This is a genomic window from Microvirga thermotolerans (assembly GCF_009363855.1).
Taxonomy (GTDB): Bacteria; Pseudomonadota; Alphaproteobacteria; order Rhizobiales; family Beijerinckiaceae; genus Microvirga; species Microvirga thermotolerans.
The window spans coordinates 3,766,203-3,784,623 of record NZ_CP045423.1 but is presented as its reverse complement, the minus strand read 5'-3'; the positions used below and the strand labels follow the sequence as shown (position 1 = coordinate 3,784,623).

Below are 18,421 nucleotides of genomic sequence, written 5' to 3'. Positions count from 1 at the left end.
CATCCTCACCGCGTGCAGGCGGCAAGGCACTCTTCCGCCTCGGCAATGGCTTGAGGCTCACCAACATGCAGCCATTGCCCCTCGAGACGCAAGCCGTGGAGGCGGCCTCTCGCGGCGGCGCGGTCGTAGAAGACGTTCGCCGAGAACGGCCCGCCGGGCGTGCCGGCGGCGAGTTCCGGCTTCACGACGGCAACGCCCGCGTAGACGAAAGGCACCGTCTCGTCGCCCTTCCTGCGGTGCAGGCGCCCGTCCGGATCCATGCTGAAATCGCCGCGTCCCTCATACCCAATGCTTGTGGATAACGGCGCGACGAGCATCAGCACGTCCATCCTGTCCGGGTCCCAGGCCGCCAGGAGCCGGGTCAGATTCGGCGTGTCGCCCTCGATCCAGAGCGAGTCGGAATTGAAGGTGACGAAGGGCGCATTCCCGAGGAGGGGCAGCGCCTTCTTCACGCCGCCGCCGGTTTCGAGCACCGCCGCGCGCTCGTCGGAGATGACGATGCGCGGCGCCTCGCGGGTGCGCAGGTGCGCCTCCAGCATGTCGGCGAAGTGGTGCACGTTCACCACGACCTTGCCGATGCCCGCCTCGTGGAGCTTGTCGAGGGCGAAGTCGATCAGCGTGCGCCCGGCGACCTTGACGAGGGGCTTCGGCATCGTCGCGGTGATCGGCAGCATGCGCTTGCCGAGCCCGGCGGCGAGGACGATGGCGGTGGAGGGAGCGGCGCGGGAAACGTCGGACAAGGGCGGGAACTCAGGGAGCGGGGGGAGCGCCGTCGGCGGGCGGGTGCGGGAGGATGCGCGGCAGATAGGCCTCGTACCAGGCGCGAAGCCGCGACAGGGCGGGATGGGCCAGGTTGCGGGCGAGGTAGTTCTCGATCCGCGGCAGGTGCCTCAGGTAGTGCGGCTTGCCGTCCCGCCGGTCGAGGCGGGCGAAGATGCCGAGGATCTTGGTGGCGCGCTGCGCGCCCATGATCGCGTAGGCCCGCGCGAAGGCGGCGACGTCGAACTGCGGGTCGCTCGCCCTGCGCTCGCGGGCATAGAGTCCGATGAGCTTCAGCTCCAGCTCAGGCGGCACGGTGGCGCGGGCGTCCTGGAGCAGGGAGGCCACGTCGTAGGCGGGGGAGCCCAGCACCGCGTCCTGGAAGTCGATGATGCCCACGCGCTGCAGGCCCTCGCGCTCCGGCATCCAGATCAGGTTCGGGGAATGGTAGTCGCGCAGGGTCCAGGTGGCGGGGCCGGCGAGGATCTCCGACAGGGTGTCCGTCCACAGGTTGACGAACTCCGCCCGCGCGGAGCCGGAGAGGAGGCTGCCGATGATGTGCGGCACGTACCAGTCGGGCAGGAGCTCCACCTCGATGAGCAGGGCCTCGAGGTCGTAGGGCGGGAGCGCGTAGTCCAGCTCGTCCGTGACGGGCAGCACCTCGGGCAGCGCGGTGCCGTGCAGGCGGGCGAGGACCCGCACCGCCTCCGCGTAGCGCTCCGGGATCGGGCCGTTGGCGTCCACCACCGGCTCGCTGCCGAGATCCTCCAGGATGAGCAGGCCCGTCTCCAGGTCCTCCCCGTAGATCTCGGGCGCGCTGAGGCCGAGGGACCGCAGCCCCTTGTCGACCGCCACGAAGGCGTGGACGGTCTCGGCGAGCTTCGCGATGGTGGTGTAGGGCTTGCCGCGGCGCACGGGCGGCCCCACCGGCCGCGGCGGCGAGATCATGAGAAGGGCGGTCTCGCCGTCGGGCTTCACCAGCCGCTCGTAGGAGCGGATCACCGAGGCGTCGGCCGGCATCGGCACGCGGATCGCATCCCGCCAGCCGCTGCGCTCCACGAGCGCGTGGAAGGCTCTCAGCCGCCTCAGCCGCGCGGCGAAGCCGCCGGTGCCGGTGATGACGGCGATGCGCCCCGCTGCGCCGCCGCCGGGAGCGAAATCGAGATGGATGTCCAGGCGCTCCGCCCGCAGGGCGTCGTCGGCCCGCTCCGGCCACTCCACCAGGGAGATGGCGTTCTCCGTCATCTCGTCCCAGCCGAGCTCGTAGAGCTCGTGGCCGCCGCCGAGGCGGTAGAAATCCGCATGGACGATCGGATGATGCGCCCCCTCGTAGGACTGCACGAGGGTGAAGGTGGGGCTCGGGACCTCCAGCTCGGGATCGCCCGCAAGGCCGCGCACGAGGGCGCGGGCGAGGGTCGTCTTGCCCGCGCCGAGGCCGCCGGACAGGGTGACGAGGTCGCCGGGACGCAGCTCGTCGATCAGCAGGCGGGCGAGGCGCTCCGTCGCCTCCCGGTCGGGCAGCGGCACGATCCAGGCGGGATCGTGCCATTCGTCTTGCGCGGTCATGAAAGCCAATCCATTCGCCATCGCCGGTTCCTATTCGGCCGCCATGGGCGCCGCCGCCTGCGGGGCGGGCCGGCCGTCGGAGGGCGACTCGTATCGCCCGTTGGGGAAGAAGCAGGTCACCGTAGTGCCGACGCCCGGCGCCGAGGCGAGTTCGATCCGCCCGCCGTGCAGCTCCACGAAGGAGCGCACGATCGACAGGCCCAGCCCCACGCCGCGGTGGCGCGTGCCGAGCGTGTGGCTCTCGAAGCGGTCGAAGACCCGCGCCTTGATCTCCGGCGGAATGCCGCGGCCCTGGTCCCTCACCTCGAAGATCACCTCGCCGCCGCTCTTGCGGGCGGAGACGGTGATGCTCTGCCCCGGCGCGGAGAAGCCGACCGCGTTGGAGAGGAGGTTGAACAGGATCTGCCTGACGCGCTTGCCGTCCGCCACGAAGGAGCCGATGTCCTCCGGCGCGTCGATGACCACCGTGAGGGAGGCTTCCGCGAGCCGGTCCTCGAGCCCGCGCATGGCCGCCTCGATGGTGGAGCGGATGTCGACGAGCTCCGGCGTGAGCTCAAGGGAGCCCGTGTCGATGGAGGCGAGATCGAGGATGTCGTTGAGGATCGCGAGCAGCGCCGCCGAGGAGCGCATGATGTGATCCGCGTAGTCGCGCTGGCGCGGGTTGAGCGCGCCGACCGTCTCGTCGCCGAGAAGCTGCGCGAAGCCGATGACGTTGGTGAGCGGGGAGCGCAGCTCGTAGGACACGTGGTGCACGAACTCGTCGCGCAGGCGCGAGGCCTTCTCCAGCGCCTCGTTGCGCTCCTTGAGGGCGCGCTCCACGTTCACGCTCGCCGTCACGTCGATGAAGGTGACGAGCGTGGCGCCGTCCGGCAGGGGCTGCGCCGCGCAGTCGAGGGCGAGGCCGTCGCGCCGCTCCATCCGGCAGCTGAAGCCCATGCGCATGTCGGGCAGCCCCGCGACCGCGCCGCGGATGTCGACCCACGGCTCGTCCTGCGGCGCGAGCTGGCGGCAGGCCTTGATCACCGCATCCACGTGCGGATGGTCTGCGGTCAGCTCGGCGGGCAGGTTCCACATCTCCGCGAAGGCGCGGTTGAACAGCTTGAGCCGCCCGTCCGAGCCGAACACGGCGACGCCCTCCTTGAGGGTGTCGAGGGTCTCGCTCTGCACGCGGGTGAGCGCCGTCACCTGCGATTCGAGCTGGATGTGCTCGCTCACGTCGTCGAAGAGATAGGTCACGCCGCCCTGCGGGTTCGGGTTCATGACGACGCGCAGCGTCCGCCGGTCCGGCAGGTGCCACCAGGTCTCCTGCGAATCGACGGCGCGGTAGCTCGCCAGGATCTCGTTCTTCCAGGCGCGGAAATCCGCCTGCTCCGGCAGCTTGCGCGCCGCGTGGAGCCGGTCGAGCACCTCTCCGTCGGTGGGGCGGGAGGCGAGGAAGGCGCCGTCGAGCCCCCAGAGCTGCTGATAGGCGGCGTTGCTGAAGATGAGCTGCTGCGAGGCGTCGAAGATCGCCACCGCGGTCGGCAGCTGGTCGAGGGTGCGCACGTGGGCGTCCATCTGCCGCTGCAGGTCGGTGCGGACCGATTCGAGCTCCGACACGTCGATGGCGATGCCCGCGCTGCCGCTTCCCGTCGGGTGCTCGGCCACGTCGAGAATGGACCGCTGGCCGGCCGTCACGGCGGTCACGCGGGCCGTGAACGGCGCCCCGGTCTGGCGCCGGCGGCGGGATTCCTCCCGGGTGCGCTGCCCCAGCAGATCGAGGGAGCGGGCGGCCGCATCCGCCACGTCCGCGGCTTCGACCGCCCTGAGATAGGCCTTGTTGGCCCAGATCAGCCGGTCGCCGTCGTCGCGGATCCAGAGCGGGTGGGCGATGGCGTCGAGGAGGGACGACATGGCCTTGAGGTCGTCCTGCGCGGCGGCGAGGTCCGCGCGGACCGTCAGCAGTTCGGCCCGGTCGAGGGTCACGTCGCGCAGGCGCAGGATCGCCCTGCCGCCCACCGTGCGCCCCTCCACGTCGACGAAGCAGTTGGCGAGGCTGCGGGCCGTGAGCCGGAAGGTTTCCCCCCGCTGCCGCAGCCGCTCCAGGGCGGCGTCGAGGGTGGCGGCGTCGGCCGGGGCGAGCCAGGCTCCGAAGGCGAGGGCCCGCTGGGCGGGGGCGCCGTCCCCGACGATCGAGGGGTCGCCCTCGAAGCGGGGCTCCGCGTCGCGGCCCTGCCAGCTTACCAGGAGCTGGCGCTCGGAGCCCATGAAGAGGCTTGCGAGATCGTCCGCCCCGCGCAGGGCGGAAAGCTCGGCGCGCAGGGCCCGCTCCGCGCGGGCGTGGCGCCTCCGCTCCCGGACGAGCAGGAGGGCGGTGGTGGTGGAAACGGCGACGAGGCCGAGGAACAGGCCGAAATAGGCGGCATTCTCCAGGGGCCATCCGCGGATCCTGTCGAGAACGGCCGCCGCCTCGCCGGTCAGCCGGAGCGGGAGCTCGACGGCGAGCGCCGGCCGGGCCGCGCCGGTCAGGAGCGTTCCGGCAAGAAGCGCGAGGGCGCGCTTTCGCGATCCCTTCCTGCCTTCGCCGTGTCGCTCCCCGTGCCGGGCCATCCCGCGCTGTCCTTCCCCTTCTGGCGCCGGGCGCCAGGCCAAAGACGTCCGGTTCCGGTGCGCCTCGCGGCGCCGCTGGAACGGGTCTCGTCTATTCATGAACGGAATTGCGTCCCGGTTCGCCAAACCCGACACGACCGGACGAATCGCGCCCACTCTAGACCACCCCCGACTCCGCCAGAAAGGGGGTTAAGGCTCCCTTAAGGTTCCTCTGGAAAACCTGTGAACAAGCTGTCGAGACATATTGCACAAGAGGCGAATGCCGGGGTCAAGCCTGCCCGAATCGGGGGCAGAGACGGCCGCGGTCCATGAAAAAAGCCCGGCGGTGCCGGGCTTTTCCAGGTTCTTATGGGACCTTCCGCTCAGTAGCGGTAGTGGTCCGGCTTGAACGGGCCGTTCTCGGACACGCCGATATAGGCGGCCTGGTCGGGCCGCAGCTTGGTGAGCTTCACGCCGATCTTCTCCAGGTGCAGGGAGGCGACCTTCTCGTCCAGGTGCTTGGGCAGGGTGTAGACCTTGCGCTCGTACTTGCCCGGATTGGTGAAGAGCTCGATCTGCGCCAGCGTCTGGTTGGTGAAGGAGGCCGACATCACGAAGGACGGATGGCCCATGGCGTTGCCGAGGTTCACCAGGCGGCCTTCCGAGAGCAGGATGATGCGGTGCCCGTCGGGGAACTCGATCTCGTCCACCTGCGGCTTGATGTTGGTCCACTTGAGGTTCTTGAGGGCCGAGACCTGGATCTCGTTGTCGAAGTGGCCGATGTTGCAGACGATGGCCCGGTCCTTCATCGCCCGCATGTGCTCGATGGTGATGACGTCCTTGTTGCCGGTGGCGGTGACGAAGATGTCGGCGCGCGGGGCGGCGTCCTCCATCGTGGTCACCTCATAGCCTTCCATGGCGGCCTGAAGGGCGCAGATCGGGTCGACCTCCGACACGAGCACGCGGCAGCCCGCCTGGCGGAGGGAGGCGGCCGAGCCCTTGCCCACGTCGCCGAAGCCCGCGACCATGGCGACCTTGCCGGCCATCATCACGTCCGTGCCGCGGCGGATGCCGTCGACGAGGGACTCGCGGCAGCCGTAGAGGTTGTCGAACTTCGACTTCGTCACCGAGTCGTTCACGTTGATGGCCGGGAAGAGGAGCTTGCCCTCCTTCTCCATCATGTAGAGGCGGTGCACGCCGGTGGTGGTCTCCTCCGAGACGCCCTTGATGGACCTGGCGAGCTCGGCGAACCAGCCCTTCGGCTTCTCGGCGAGCAGGCGCTCGATCAGGGCGAAGAAGACCTCCTCCTCCTCGGAGCCGGGCTTGTCGAGGAAGGCGGTGTCGCCCTGCTCGGCCCGCAGGCCCGCGTGGACGAGCATGGTGGCGTCGCCGCCGTCGTCCAGGATCATGTTCGGCATGCCGCCGTCGTGCCAGTCGAAGAGCCTGGCGGTGAAGTCCCAGTACTCCTTCAGGGTCTCGCCCTTGTAGGCGAAGACCGGGATGCCCGCGGCGGCGATGGCGGCGGCGGCGTGGTCCTGGGTGGAATAGATGTTGCAGGACACCCAGCGGATGTCGGCGCCGAGGGCCTTGAGGGTCTCGATGAGCACCGCGGTCTGGATGGTCATGTGGAGCGAACCGGCGATGCGGGCGCCCTTCAGGGGCTGCTTCGGGCCGTATTCCTCGCGCACGGCCATGAGGCCGGGCATCTCGGTCTCCGCGATCGAGATCTCCTTGCGGCCGAAATCGGCCAGGCTGATGTCCTTGACGATGTAGTCGCGCGCCTCGGGGGCGCTTTTCACGGCGGCTTGGCTCATGGGGCTCTCGCAGGGCTTTCTGTTGCACCGGTGGATCGGCGCCGTGTTTACCAGAGAGCCGGGGGAGAGGCAATCAAGATATAAAGATGTCTTTATATGCCTGTTCCGTCACTCCTCCTCGCCGAACTTGCCGGAGACGAGGTCGTCGATGGCCTGGAGGCAGGAGGTGGCGTCCGCGCCCCTGGCGGTGACGGTGATGGTGGTGCCCTGGGCGGCGGCGAGGGTGAGCAGGCCCATGATCGAGCGTCCGCCCACGGTCTCGCCGCAGCGGGTGACGGTCACGTCGGAGTCGAACCGCTCCACGGTCTGGACGAACTTGGCCGAGGCGCGGGCGTGGAGCCCGCGGCGGTTGACGATCCGCAGCTCCCGGACCTGGGCGCCGTCGGGGACGGGAGCGGGCGGGCAGTCGCTGTCCTCTTCGGCGGCACGATTCATGGCCTATTTCCCGGTCAGCACGCGCGAGGCAATGTTAATGTATTTCCGCCCCGCTTCCTGAGCATGGGTGACGGCGTCGGTCAACGATTCCTCGTCGCGGACGCTGGCGAGCTTGATGAGCATCGGCAGGTTGATTCCGGCGACCACCTCGACGGAACTGCCGTTCATGCACGACAGGGCGAGGTTGGACGGCGTCCCGCCGAACATGTCGGTGAGGACGACGACCCCCTGGCCGGTGTTGACGCGACAGACGGCGGCCATGATGTCCTTGCGCCGCGTCTCCATGTCGTCGTCGGGTCCGATCGTGATCGTTTCGAGCTGCTCCTGGGGCCCCACAACATGCTCCAGCGCGGCCTTGAACTCCGTCGCGAGTTGCCCGTGGGTGACGAGCACCATGCCAATCATAATGTTACTGGTCCGATCGCTCCGTTGAGCGGAGCCGCTATTTTGTGCACCGCGAAGCTAAGCGCAAGAGCATATGGGACAAAAACTTCATCACAGTGTCACGACTGCGTCGTAGAGCCCGCTCAAGCTGCCGAGGGCGATATCGAGCAAGGGTGCCCCAGTCTGCGCGCGGATGCGACGGAGCATGACGCCGCAGAGGCTCACCTGCCCGTCCCCCGCTTCGGGATGGCGCTCGGGCTCGCTTTCCGAGAGGTCGATCACCAGCCGGACCACGGCGGCCGCCTCGAAGGGGGCCCGCACGATGCCGATGCCGCGGATCTCCCGGTAGCCGGCGATGGAGGCGACCGGCCGCGCCACCAGGCGGCCGTGGCGCGCCTCCAGCCGGGTCCTGTCGTCGCTGACGATGCGGGCGAAGAGGCCCTCCGCCCGGGCCTGGCGGACCAGTTCGCGGGCCAGGGTCGACTTGCCGGAGCCGGCGGCGCCGCGGATCAGGATGCCCGCCTCGCCGATCATGACGCAGCCGGCATGGACCGTCTCCCGCGCCGTGAGGGGGGCGGTCATCCCGGCTGGCCCGCCGCCGGCAGGCGGATGACGAACCGGGCGCCGAGCCGGCGCGGCTCCCCGGTCTCGTCCGGCGGCCCGAGCCGGTTCTCGGCCCGGATGGTCCCCCGGTGCGCCTCCACGATCTGGCGCGAGATGGAGAGCCCCAGCCCGGAATTCTGGCCGAAGCCCTGCTCGGGCCGGTCGGTGTAGAAGCGCTCGAAGATGCGGTCGAAGGCGTGGGGCTCGATGCCTGGCCCGTCGTCCTCCACGGCGATCTCGACGTCGTTCTTGCGCCGGCGCAGGAAGATCCGCACCGTCCCGTCCGGAGGGGAGAAGGACCGGGCGTTGTCGATCAGGTTGTTGAACACCTGCCCCAGCCGGTTGTCATGGCCGAGGATGGCGAAGGCGTTGCCGCCCTTGTGCCCCTCGACCTTCAGCAGGACGGGAGGATCGCCCTCCTGCCGCCGCTCGTTGGCGATCGACACCACCGCCTCCAGGAGCCGGGCCATGTCGATGGGCTCCGCGTCGGCGCGGGCGAGCTCCGCGTCGAGGCGCGAGGCGTCGGAGATGTCGCTGATGAGCCGGTCGAGGCGCTTCACGTCGTGCTGGATGATCGACATGAGGCGCTTCTGGGAATCCGCGCTGCGGGCCAGCGGCAGGGTCTCGACGGCGCTGCGCAGGGAGGTGAGCGGGTTCTTCAGCTCGTGGGCCACGTCGGCGGCGAAGCTCTCGATGGCGTCGATGCGGTTGTAGAGCGCCTTCGTCATGTCGCGCAGGGCGCCGGACAGGTGGCCGATCTCGTCGGAGCGGTCGGTGAAGTCCGGGATCTCCTGCCGCGACTTGGTGCCCCAGCGGACCCGCTCCGCGGCCTCGGCGAGGCGCCGCACCGGTCCGGCGATGGCACCCGCGAGCAGGAGCGAGAGCACGATCATCACGAGCGCCGCGACCAGGAAGACCTGAAGCAGGGCGAAGCGCTCGGAGGCGATGATGCCGTCGATGTCGCCGCCCTGGGTGGAGAGCAGGAGCACGCCCTGGACCGCGCGGAACCGCTGGATCGGCACCGCCACCGAGACGATGGTGTCGCCGCGCGGGTCGGTGCGCACCTCGTAGGCGCGCTGGCCGCCGAAGGCCTGCTGCACCTCCGGGAGCGACTTGCCGTTGCTCGGCCCCGGCTCCTCCAGAACGGGGCGCTTCTTGCGGCTGAACAGGTTCCGGACCGTGTTCCAGCCGCGTTCGACGAAGCTCGTGTCCTCGTCGGCGACCGGCGGCAGGTCCCGCCGGAGGATGTCGCCGCGGGAGTAGAAGTTGCGCGAGTCGAGCAGGAGGGCGCCCTCCCGGTCGAAGATCCGGGCGCGGGTGCGGGTCGGCGTCACGAGGCGGCGCAGCAGCGGCGCCACCCGCTCCGGGTTGATGGAGAATTCGAGGGGCGAGAAGCTCTCCTCGTTGAACCGCTCCGTCTGGCCCGCCTGCATCTGCAGGAGCTTGTCCGGGTCGATGGTGATGGTGTCGGTCTCCACCGTCGCGGAGCTCGCGATGGCGCCCGCGATGATCTCCCCCTGGGTCAGGAGGCTGAGCACCCGCGCCTCGATCAGCCCCTGCCGGAACTGGTTGAGGTAGAGGAAGCCCACGAGCAGCGCGACGAGGCCGCCCAGGTTCAGCACCACGATCCGCCGCGTCAGGCTCGACGAGGCCTGCTGCGTGAGCATGCGGCCGAGCTGCCTCAGCCGCGCCAGGAGGCCACGCGGGGGAGGCGGCTCGTCGACGGCGGCTTCGGCGGGAATCGGGTCAGCCTTCATGCCTCTCTCGGGCCATGCCAGCGGGCCATGCCAATGGGCGATGCTTCAACGTCGATCTCGAGCGTCTTTCCGCGCAAATCCGGCTCCCACCCTTGCGCCCGATGCTCCAGGCGTCAGCCCTCCTTGAAGCGGTAGCCGACGCCGTAGAGGGTCTCGATCATTTCGAAGGTGGGGTCAACCGCCTTGAACTTCTTGCGCAGGCGCTTGATGTGGCTGTCGATGGTCCGGTCGTCCACGTAGACCTGATCGTCGTAGGCCGCGTCCATGAGGGCGTTGCGGCTCTTCACCACGCCGGGGCGGGTGGCCAGCGCCTGGAGGATCAGGAATTCCGTCACGGTGAGGGTCACCGGCTCGCCCTTCCAGGTGCAGGCATGCCGCTCCGGATCCATCTTGAGCTGGCCCCGCTCGAGGGCCTTGGCGTCGGATTCCCGGGGCGTCGACTGGTCGCGGGGCGCGAAGCGGCGCAGCACCGCCTTCACCCGTTCCACCAGGAGCCGCTGGGAGAAGGGTTTGCGGATGAAGTCGTCGGCGCCCATCTTGAGGCCGAACAGCTCGTCGATCTCCTCGTCCTTCGAGGTGAGGAAGATGACCGGGAGGTCGGATTTCTGGCGCAGGCGGCGCAGAAGCTCCATGCCGTCCATGCGCGGCATCTTGATGTCGAAGATCGCGAGGTCCGGCGGGGCGTGCTTCAGCCCGTCGAGAGCGGAGGCGCCGTCGGTATAGGTCTGGATCCGGTAGCCTTCCGCCTCGAGGGCGATGGATACCGAGGTGAGAATGTTGCGATCGTCGTCGACGAGAGCGATCGTTGGCATGAACTCTTCCTTAGCTTGAACGTCCGGCGTGGGCGCGGTGCGGGACGGTGCCCGGGGCCCAAAAACGTGCCGAACTGCGCCTTTCTGATGGCATAAGTAAGGTTTCCCCGGCAAAGCGCCAGGGGGCCACGGCCGAAGGGGACCTTAATCCGGCAGCCCCAACGGGAGATGAACGGGCCTTCCGGGGCGCTCCATGGCAAAAATGGAACGAAACGGAATGCCTCAGTTGACGGCGACGCTTCATGTTCTAAACAATCGTCTCCATCCCGGCGGAGGAGAAACTTTATACCGCCGGGGACGATTATGGGACAGTGCCATCGGCATGGCATCCGGGCCGCCCCGCGCGGCTGGCGATGAGGAGAAGTCTTTCGTGGACACTATCGGCGTCTTCAACAGCGCGCACGGCGCTGAGGCCTTCGGCTTCCGCAATCTGAAACGGGTCTTCTGGAATCTCGAAGCCCCGGCTCTCTACGAGCAGTCCCTGACCCGGGGCGAGACCAGGCTGGTCCGGGGCGGGGCGCTTCTGGCCGAGACCGGCGTGCATACCGGCCGCTCCCCCAAGGACAAGTTCGTCGTTCGCGACGCCGCCACCGAGGACGGCGTGTGGTGGGAGAACAACGGCGCCATGAGCCGCGAGCACTTCGACGTGCTGCTCGAGGACTTCCTGGCTCATGCCAAGGGCAAGGAGCTGTTCGTCCAGGACCTCTACGGCGGCGCCGATCCGGCCTACCGGGTCAGGGCGCGGGTCTTCACCGAGTTCGCCTGGCACTCCCTGTTCATCCGCAACCTCCTCATCCGCCCCGGATTCGGCGAGCTGAAGGACTTCGTTCCCGACCTGACCATCGTCGACCTGCCGTCCTTCCGGGCCGATCCCGCCCGCCACGGCTGCCGCTCGGAGACGGTCATCGCCTGCGACTTCACGCGCAGGATCGTGCTCATCGGCGGCACGTCCTACGCGGGCGAGATGAAGAAGTCGGTCTTCACCTATCTCAACTACGTCCTGCCCAACGAGCACGTGATGCCCATGCACTGCTCGGCGAACGTGGGCCATTCCGGGGATGTCGCCGTGTTCTTCGGCCTCTCCGGCACGGGCAAGACGACCCTCTCCGCCGATCCGAACCGCATCCTCCTCGGCGACGACGAGCACGGCTGGGGGCCGAACGGCGTGTTCAACTTCGAGGGCGGCTGCTACGCCAAGACCATCCGCCTCTCCCGCGAGGCGGAGCCGGAGATCTTCGCCACCACGGAGCGCTTCGGCACGGTCCTGGAGAACGTGACCATCGATCCCATCACCCGCGTGCCGGATTTCGACGACGCGTCGAAGACCGAGAACACGCGCTGCGCCTATCCGCTGGACTTCATCCCCAATGCCAGCCCCACGGGCCGCGCCGGGATTCCGAAGAACATCGTAATGCTCACCTGCGACGCCTTCGGCGTGCTGCCGCCCATCGCGAAGCTCACCCCCGCCGAGGCCATGTATCACTTCCTCTCCGGCTACACCGCGAAGGTGGCCGGCACGGAGAAGGGCGTGAAGGATCCGGAAGCCACCTTCTCCACCTGCTTCGGCGCCCCGTTCATGCCGCGCCATCCCTCCGTCTACGGCAACCTGCTGCGCGACCTCATCGCCAAGCACCACGTGGATTGCTGGCTCGTGAACACGGGCTGGACCGGAGGCAAGTACGGCGTCGGCCGGCGCATGCCGATCCGCGTCACCCGCCGCCTGCTCACGGCGGCCCTCGACGGCTCGCTCTCCCGCGCCGATTTCCGCCGCGACCCCTATTTCGGCTTCGCGGTGCCGACCTCGGTGCCCGGCGTCGAGCCGCACATCCTCTATCCGGTCAAGACCTGGGCCGACAAGGCGGAGTTCGCCCAGACCGCGAAGCGCCTGATCTCCATGTTCAACGAGAACTTCAAGCGCTTCGAGGGCCATGTCGACGCCGACGTGCGCTCCGCCGCGCCGCAGATGTCGATCGCAGCGTAGCCTCTGCCGCAAATGCAATGTAGAGAAGCGGCGGCTTTAGGGCCGCCGCTTTTTTCTGGGTGCCGGACAATGGATATTCTCGTCGTCGGAGCCGGGGTCGTCGGCCTCGCCATCGCCCGTGCGCTGGCCCTGCGCGGCCATGGGGCGATCGTGGCGGAGAAAACCGGCGGCATCGGCAACGGCGTGTCCTCGCGCAACAGCGAGGTGATCCACGGGGGGATGTACTATCCCTCCGGCTCCTTGCGCGCCCGCCACTGCGTCGCCGGGCGGCGGATGCTCTACGACTTCTGCTCGAGCCACGGGGTGCCGCACGCGAAATGCGGCAAGCTCATCGTGGCGACGAACGAACTGGAGCAGGCGAAGATCGAGGGCATCTACGAGCAGGGCATCGCCAACGGCGTGGAGGGCCTGTCCTTCCTCAGCGGGGCTGAGGCGCGGGCGCTCGAGCCTAACCTGTCCTGCACGGGCGCGGTGCTCTCCCGCGAGACAGGCATCGTCGACAGCCATGCCCTCATGCTGGCCCTCCAAGGGGACCTGGAATCCGCGGGCGGGATGATTGCCTTCCACACGCCCGTCGAGGGCATCGCGCAGGCGGGCGGCGGCTGGGAGGTGCGCACCGGCGGCGCGGAGCCGGCGGTCCTCGCCGTCGACGCCGTCGTCAACGCGGCGGGACTCGGAGCCCAGGCCCTCGCCCGGTCGACGGAAGGCTATCCGCCCGGGCGCGTGCCGCCCCTCGTCCTCGCCAAGGGCAACTATTTCGGCTGCCGCGGAAAGCCCGCCTTCTCGCGCCTCATCTACCCGGCGCCCGTGGACGGGGGGCTCGGCACCCACGTCACCCTCGACCTCGCGGGGCGCATGCGCTTCGGACCGGACGTGGAATGGATCGAGAGCGAGAGCTACGAGGTCGATCCGGCGCGGGCGGAGAGCTTCTACGCCTCCATCCGCCGCTACTGGCCGGGCCTGCCCGACGGGGCGCTCGTGCCCGACTACGCAGGCGTCCGCCCGAAGCTCACCGGCCCCGGCGAGAAGGCGGCGGACTTCATGATCGACGGCCCCCAGGAGCACGGCCTTCCCGGCCTCGTGCACCTCTTCGGCATCGAAAGCCCGGGCCTCACCTCGGCCCTGTCCATCGCCGAGGACGTGGCGCGCCGCTTGAGCAACTGATCTCCGTCGTTCCGGGACGGCCGTTCCTAATGCCGGAAGAACACCAGGGTCGCGACGAGGAAGGTCGGGACGAGGATCAGGCCCGACCAGACGAGGTAGCCGAAGAAGCTCGGCATCGCGACGCCCTTCTCGCGGGCGATGGCGTAGACCATGAAGTTCGGGGCGTTGCCGATATAGGAGTTGGCGCCCATGAACACCGCTCCCGCCGAGATGGCGGCGAGGGTCAGAGCGCCGGCGGTCATGAGATGCTGCGGATCGCCGCCTGCGAGCTCGAAGAACACGAGATAGGTGGGCGCGTTGTCGAGGAACGAGGACAGGCCGCCGGCGAGCCAGAAGTAGGCGGCGTTGTTGGCGCTGCCGTCCGGGTTCGTCACCAGGGCCACGAGGGGCGCGAAGGGGCCTTCCGCTCCGGCCCTGAGCATGGCCAGCACCGGGATGATGGCGACGAAGATGCCGGCGAAGAGCTTCGCCACCTCCTTGATCGGCCCCCACGAGAAGCCGTTCTCCTCCCGGTTCGCCCGGGGCGTCAGGGCCAGGGACATGAAGGTGACGGCGATCATGACCGCGTCGCGCACCGCGTTGGCGGCCTCGATCTCGGTGCCGAGAAGGGTGAAGCGGCCGAGGTCCACGGCGGCGCTGAAAAGGATCGCGCCGATGATGGTGAAGATGAGGAAGAAGTTGATGCCGCCCGTGACGCGCACCGGCCGGTCCGGGGTCGGATCGGGGCGGATGCGCCCTTCCTTGCGGTAGAGATAGGCGTCGAACACGAAGAAGACGGCGAGAAGGACCGCGCTCACGAAGAGGGTTTCGGGCAGGAGGTGCGTGGTGGTCCAGAAGAAGTCCACCCCGCGCAGGAAGCCGAGGAAGAGCGGCGGGTCGCCGAGGGGCGTCAGGGAGCCGCCGACGTTCGAGACCAGGAAGATGAAGAACACCACCACATGGGCGTTGTGGAGGCGGTCGTCGTTCGCGCGCAGCACCGGGCGGATCATCACCATGGAGGCGCCGGTGGTGCCGATGAGGCTCGCGAGCACGGTGCCGATGGCGAGGAGCGCCGTGTTGGTCGCCGGCGCGCCGTGGATGTTGCCGCGCACCAGAATGCCGCCCGCCACCGTGAAGAGGGCAAGGAGCAGAAGGATGAAGGGGATGTATTCGAGGAGGGCCGTGTGGGCCAAGCTGTGCAGCGCCGTCGCGGGGCCCATGAACGCGGCCATCGGCACGAGAACGAGGAGGGCCCAGAACGCCGCGATCTTGCCCTGGTGATGCTCCCAGGCATGGGGCGCCAGCAGCGGGAAGAGGGCGATGGAGAGCAGGATCCCCGCGAAGGGCAGGGCCCAGGCGAGCCCCAGGCTGCGGCCGTCGAGCTCCGCCGCGAGGGCGATGTCCGGGCAGGCGATCAGGATTGCGGCGGCGAGCGACAGGCTCAGGGCGCGAACCATGCGAATTTCCCCCTTTCGCCGGTTCGACCGGCGTTATGTGACGGCGCAAGCGTTAGAGCATGTTCGGGGGCGGGAGAAAACCGGTTTCGCAGCCCCGCCGCCGCTGCGGCAGGGCCGCCGTTAACCGGCTGTTCACCCTGCCGGAAAGACATTAAACAAGGTTTCGTCAGGGGTGAAGCAACAGCCGGGGTTTCGAGACGCCATGTGCCGCTTCCTTGCCTATCGGGGAGAACCCATCTTCCTGGCCGATCTGGTCTGCGCGCCCGCGCATTCCCTGGTCCACCAGTCCCTCCACGCGGTGGAGGCGAAGACCGGGACCAACGGGGACGGGTTCGGCATCGGCTGGTACGGGGAGCGCGCGGAGCCCGGCCTCTACCGCGAGGTGCGGCCGGCCTGGTCGGACGAGAACCTCAGGAGCCTGTGCGAGCAGGTGCGCTCGGGGCTGTTCTTCGCCCATGTGCGGGCCTCCACCGGCACCTCGACCACGCGGGCGAACTGCCATCCCTTCGCCCACGGGCGCCATCTCTTCATGCACAACGGGCAGATCGGCGGCTACGGGCGCATCAAGCGCCGCCTCGAGGCGCTGATCCCCGATGCGCTCTACGACAAACGCCTCGGCACGACGGATTCGGAGGCGATCTTCCTCCTCTCCCTGGCCAACGGCCTCGCCGAGGCGCCGGTGGAGGCCATGGCGCGCACCCTCAAGCAGGTGCGCGGCCTGATGGAGGAGGCCGGAATCGACGAGCCCCTGCGCTTCACCGCCGCCGTCACGGACGGCGAGGACCTCTTCGCCTATCGCTGGGCCTGCGACGGCAAGCCGCCGACCCTCTATTTCCGCGAGACCGGCGGCAACCTGCTCGTGGTGTCCGAGCCCATCGACGACCGGGCCATGGGCTGGCGCGAGGTGCCGAAGGGCTGCTGCCTCGTCGCCCGGTCCGGCCGCGAGGTCGGCGTGCAGTGCCTGAACGAGACCATGGGCCGCCTGGCGGCCTGAGGCGGCTTCCCGCCCGACTCAGGCCGCGTCGCGGGAAAGATCCTGCTCGATGAGGGGCAGGAGCGCGCCGCGCAGGGCTTCCATCTGCAGCTCCGTTTCGGAGAGAGGCGTGCCGACGTCCGAGCCGATCAGCATCCTGAGCCGTGCGACCTCGGCGGTGAGCCGGGCGTTCTCGGCCATCAGCTCCGCGAGCCGCTCCTCCAGGTCCCGCGCCCGCGCCAGGGCTGCGTCGCGCTCCGCCTCGCGCAGGCCCGCCCGGTCGCGCCAGAGGCGGGCCACGATGGTCTCGGATTCGGTGATCATCGGGTACTCCACGCATACTGTGCGGGCGGCGCGCCGCCCGCGGGGCGACATTGCGCACGGGACTCTTAAGGCATCGTTGCCGCCGGAAGGGCCCGCCTCCAGCCGGACTCGCGGACCGGAGACGGGATCTAGCCGTCGTTTCCAAGGAGGTTGTTCAGTCTTTGCCAAGGGGGCTGATGCTTGAGGGCTGAGTGGGGTCGCTGCGCTCGGCGGAGGAGGCGTAAGCGGCGCCATCGATCCATTCGCGTAAGCTCGTCTGGATGAAGCGCTCGGCCTTGCCATTGGTTTGCGGCCGGTAGGGTTTGGTGCGCTTGTGGCGGATGCCTCTCTCGGCCAGCGCGGCTTGGAAGACGTGGCTCTTGTAGGCGGCGCCGTTGTCGGTCATCACCCGTTCCACGCCGACGCCATGGCGGGCGAAGAAGGCCAGTGCCCGGTTCAGGAAGGCGAGCGCGCTGTCCTTCTTCTCGTTCGGCAGGATCTCGGTATAGGCCAGCCTTGAGGCATCGTCGATGGCCACATGCAGCGCCTCCCAGCCGGTGCCGCGCTTGGCGGACTGGCCCGTGCGGTCGCCGGTGATGCGATGGCCGATGCCGGCAATGCGCCCGAGCTTCTTGGTGTCGATGTGGATCAGCTCGCCGGGCCGCTCCCGCTCGTAGCGCACCGCCGGCAGGCGCGGTTCGAGCCGGCGCAGGCGGTTGAGGCCGAGACGCCGCAGGACGGCCCCGACGGTGGAGCGCGGCAAGGCCACGGTTCGGGCAATGGCCGGGCCGGACAGGCGCTCCTGGCGCAAGGCGGCGATGTGCGCGATCCGCTCCGGAGCCAGCCGATGCGCCGGACGCCTCGGAGCCGAGCTTTTGTTGTGCAAAGCCGCCTCACCGCCGTCGCGGAAGCGCGCCAGCCATTTGGAGGCCGTGCGTTCGGATATCCCGGCGGCCTTTGCTGCCTCCGCCACGCGCCAGCGCTCCTGGCGCACGCGTTGGACCAAAAGGGCTCGACCAAAGGGCGTCATGCGGGCATTCTTGTGAGCGTTCATCCGGGGCCTCCAGGCAGGAGATGGTTGGTGTTGCAACCCCATCCTCGCAGCCAAGCCTCGGATGAACAACCTTCATAGCTTCGACATCTAGCCGTCCAGCTCCGGGTAGCGCCGGAAGATCCCCTCCTCGTTGAAGGGCACGCGCCGCTCGCTCGCGAGATAGGCCGCGATCCGCGGCCGGGCCGCCACCGCCGCGTGGAGCGACGCCACGCGCGGGGCGTTCCGCAGGGCGCGCCTCATGGCCATGGGGAAGGCGTAGGAAAGACCCTCCACCACCTGGAACAGGGAGAGGTCCGCGTAAGTCAGCGCCCGGCCGACGAGGCGCGCGTCGCCATGGGGGTTGCGGGCGAGGATTGTCTCGAACCAGCCGAGATATTTCGGGATGCGGTTGGTGCGGAAATCCTCTGCGCGCCGGAGCGCCTCCTCCTTCTGGTCCTCGTAATAGAGCCCGGAGGCGATGGGATGGTGCGTATCGTGCGCCTCCGCCACGAAATCGCCGATGGTGAGCTGGATCTGGTGCGTCCAGAGACCGCCTTCGGGATCCTTGGGCGCGAGCCCGTGCCGCGCTCCGAGATAGAGCAGGATCGCCGCCGTCTGGCCGACGACCGTCTCGCCGTCCTTGAGGAAAGGGGGAGCGAAGGAGGGGCGGGCCGCGCTTTCCATCAGGCGCATCATGGCGGAGACCCCGTGGGGCCCGCGCGCCACGTCCACATATTCCGCGCCGGCCTCCTCGAGGGCGAGGCGGACGAACTCGCCGCGTCCCTGGATCCCCGGCCAATAGTAGAGTTCATACGGCATGGGCGGCTCCGCAT

At 69.0% G+C, this 18,421-nt stretch carries 15 protein-coding genes and 1 pseudogene; 3 read left to right on the top strand and 13 right to left on the bottom strand.

Going from position 1 to position 18,421, the window contains the following annotated elements; translation table 11 throughout:
* Positions 1–5: 5 nt before the first annotated feature.
* The 9 genes from GDR74_RS17880 to GDR74_RS17840 all read right to left on the bottom strand — a co-directional run bounded on the left by GDR74_RS17880 (position 6) and on the right by GDR74_RS17840 (position 10,698).
* Positions 6–740, bottom strand: coding sequence for a nucleotidyltransferase family protein (locus GDR74_RS17880; protein ID WP_152587563.1), 735 nt, complete (start codon positions 738–740; stop codon positions 6–8).
* A 10-nt stretch (positions 741–750) separates the two neighbouring features.
* On the bottom strand, positions 751–2,325 hold the full coding sequence (gene tsaE, locus GDR74_RS17875) for a tRNA (adenosine(37)-N6)-threonylcarbamoyltransferase complex ATPase subunit type 1 TsaE (protein WP_246179792.1): 1,575 nt from the start codon (positions 2,323–2,325) through the stop codon (positions 751–753).
* Positions 2,326–2,355: 30 nt separating this feature from the next.
* The gene (locus GDR74_RS17870) at positions 2,356–4,914 is read right to left on the bottom strand and encodes a sensor histidine kinase (protein WP_152587561.1); all 2,559 of its coding nucleotides are present in this window, start codon (positions 4,912–4,914) and stop codon (positions 2,356–2,358) included.
* A gap of 362 nt (positions 4,915–5,276) precedes the next feature.
* Positions 5,277–6,707: an adenosylhomocysteinase gene (gene ahcY, locus GDR74_RS17865; protein WP_152587560.1), complete on the bottom strand. Its 1,431-nt coding sequence runs from the start codon at positions 6,705–6,707 to the stop codon at positions 5,277–5,279.
* 108 nt (positions 6,708–6,815) lie between these two features.
* Positions 6,816–7,142 carry an HPr family phosphocarrier protein gene (locus GDR74_RS17860; protein WP_152587559.1) on the bottom strand — a complete coding sequence of 109 codons (327 nt, stop codon included), beginning with the start codon at positions 7,140–7,142 and terminating at the stop codon, positions 6,816–6,818.
* 3 nt (positions 7,143–7,145) lie between these two features.
* Positions 7,146–7,547 (bottom strand): PTS sugar transporter subunit IIA, encoded by a 402-nt coding sequence (locus tag GDR74_RS17855; protein ID WP_152587558.1) that lies wholly within the window; start codon positions 7,545–7,547, stop codon positions 7,146–7,148.
* 90 nt (positions 7,548–7,637) lie between these two features.
* Complete coding sequence (locus GDR74_RS17850) at positions 7,638–8,108, bottom strand: HPr kinase/phosphorylase (protein WP_152587557.1); 471 nt, start codon at positions 8,106–8,108, stop codon at positions 7,638–7,640.
* On the bottom strand, positions 8,105–9,886 hold the full coding sequence (locus GDR74_RS17845; protein ID WP_152587556.1) for a sensor histidine kinase: 1,782 nt from the start codon (positions 9,884–9,886) through the stop codon (positions 8,105–8,107). The genes GDR74_RS17850 and GDR74_RS17845 overlap by 4 nt, the downstream gene beginning before the upstream one ends.
* Positions 9,887–9,999: 113 nt before the next feature.
* Positions 10,000–10,698 carry a response regulator transcription factor gene (locus tag GDR74_RS17840; RefSeq protein WP_152587555.1) on the bottom strand — a complete coding sequence of 233 codons (699 nt, stop codon included), beginning with the start codon at positions 10,696–10,698 and terminating at the stop codon, positions 10,000–10,002.
* Between the two features lie 370 nt (positions 10,699–11,068).
* Here GDR74_RS17840 and GDR74_RS17835 point away from each other — a divergent pair, with 370 nt between their 5' ends.
* Both GDR74_RS17835 and GDR74_RS17830 read left to right on the top strand, forming a co-directional pair.
* Positions 11,069–12,679, top strand: coding sequence for a phosphoenolpyruvate carboxykinase (locus GDR74_RS17835; protein ID WP_152587554.1), 1,611 nt, complete (start codon positions 11,069–11,071; stop codon positions 12,677–12,679).
* A gap of 69 nt (positions 12,680–12,748) precedes the next feature.
* Complete coding sequence (locus GDR74_RS17830; RefSeq protein WP_152587553.1) at positions 12,749–13,843, top strand: NAD(P)/FAD-dependent oxidoreductase; 1,095 nt, start codon at positions 12,749–12,751, stop codon at positions 13,841–13,843.
* Between the two features lie 26 nt (positions 13,844–13,869).
* On the opposite strand, the gene GDR74_RS17825 is transcribed toward GDR74_RS17830, so the two are convergent.
* A complete protein-coding gene (locus GDR74_RS17825; RefSeq protein ID WP_152587552.1) occupies positions 13,870–15,279 on the bottom strand; it encodes a sodium:proton antiporter in 1,410 nt (469 codons plus the stop codon).
* A 202-nt stretch (positions 15,280–15,481) separates the two neighbouring features.
* Here GDR74_RS17825 and GDR74_RS17820 point away from each other — a divergent pair, with 202 nt between their 5' ends.
* Entirely contained in the window at positions 15,482–16,273 is a 792-nt protein-coding gene (locus GDR74_RS17820) for a class II glutamine amidotransferase (protein ID WP_152587551.1), read from the top strand.
* An 18-nt stretch (positions 16,274–16,291) separates the two neighbouring features.
* Here GDR74_RS17820 and GDR74_RS17815 read toward each other — a convergent pair whose 3' ends face one another.
* The 3 genes and pseudogenes from GDR74_RS17815 to GDR74_RS17805 form a co-directional block, all read right to left on the bottom strand.
* Complete coding sequence (locus GDR74_RS17815) at positions 16,292–16,576, bottom strand: hypothetical protein (RefSeq protein WP_152587550.1); 285 nt, start codon at positions 16,574–16,576, stop codon at positions 16,292–16,294.
* Positions 16,577–16,704: 128 nt separating this feature from the next.
* A pseudogene (locus GDR74_RS17810) lies at positions 16,705–17,609 on the bottom strand (IS481 family transposase).
* Between the two features lie 87 nt (positions 17,610–17,696).
* On the bottom strand, positions 17,697–18,407 hold the full coding sequence (locus tag GDR74_RS17805) for a glutathione S-transferase (protein WP_152587549.1): 711 nt from the start codon (positions 18,405–18,407) through the stop codon (positions 17,697–17,699).
* Positions 18,408–18,421 lie beyond the last annotated feature (14 nt).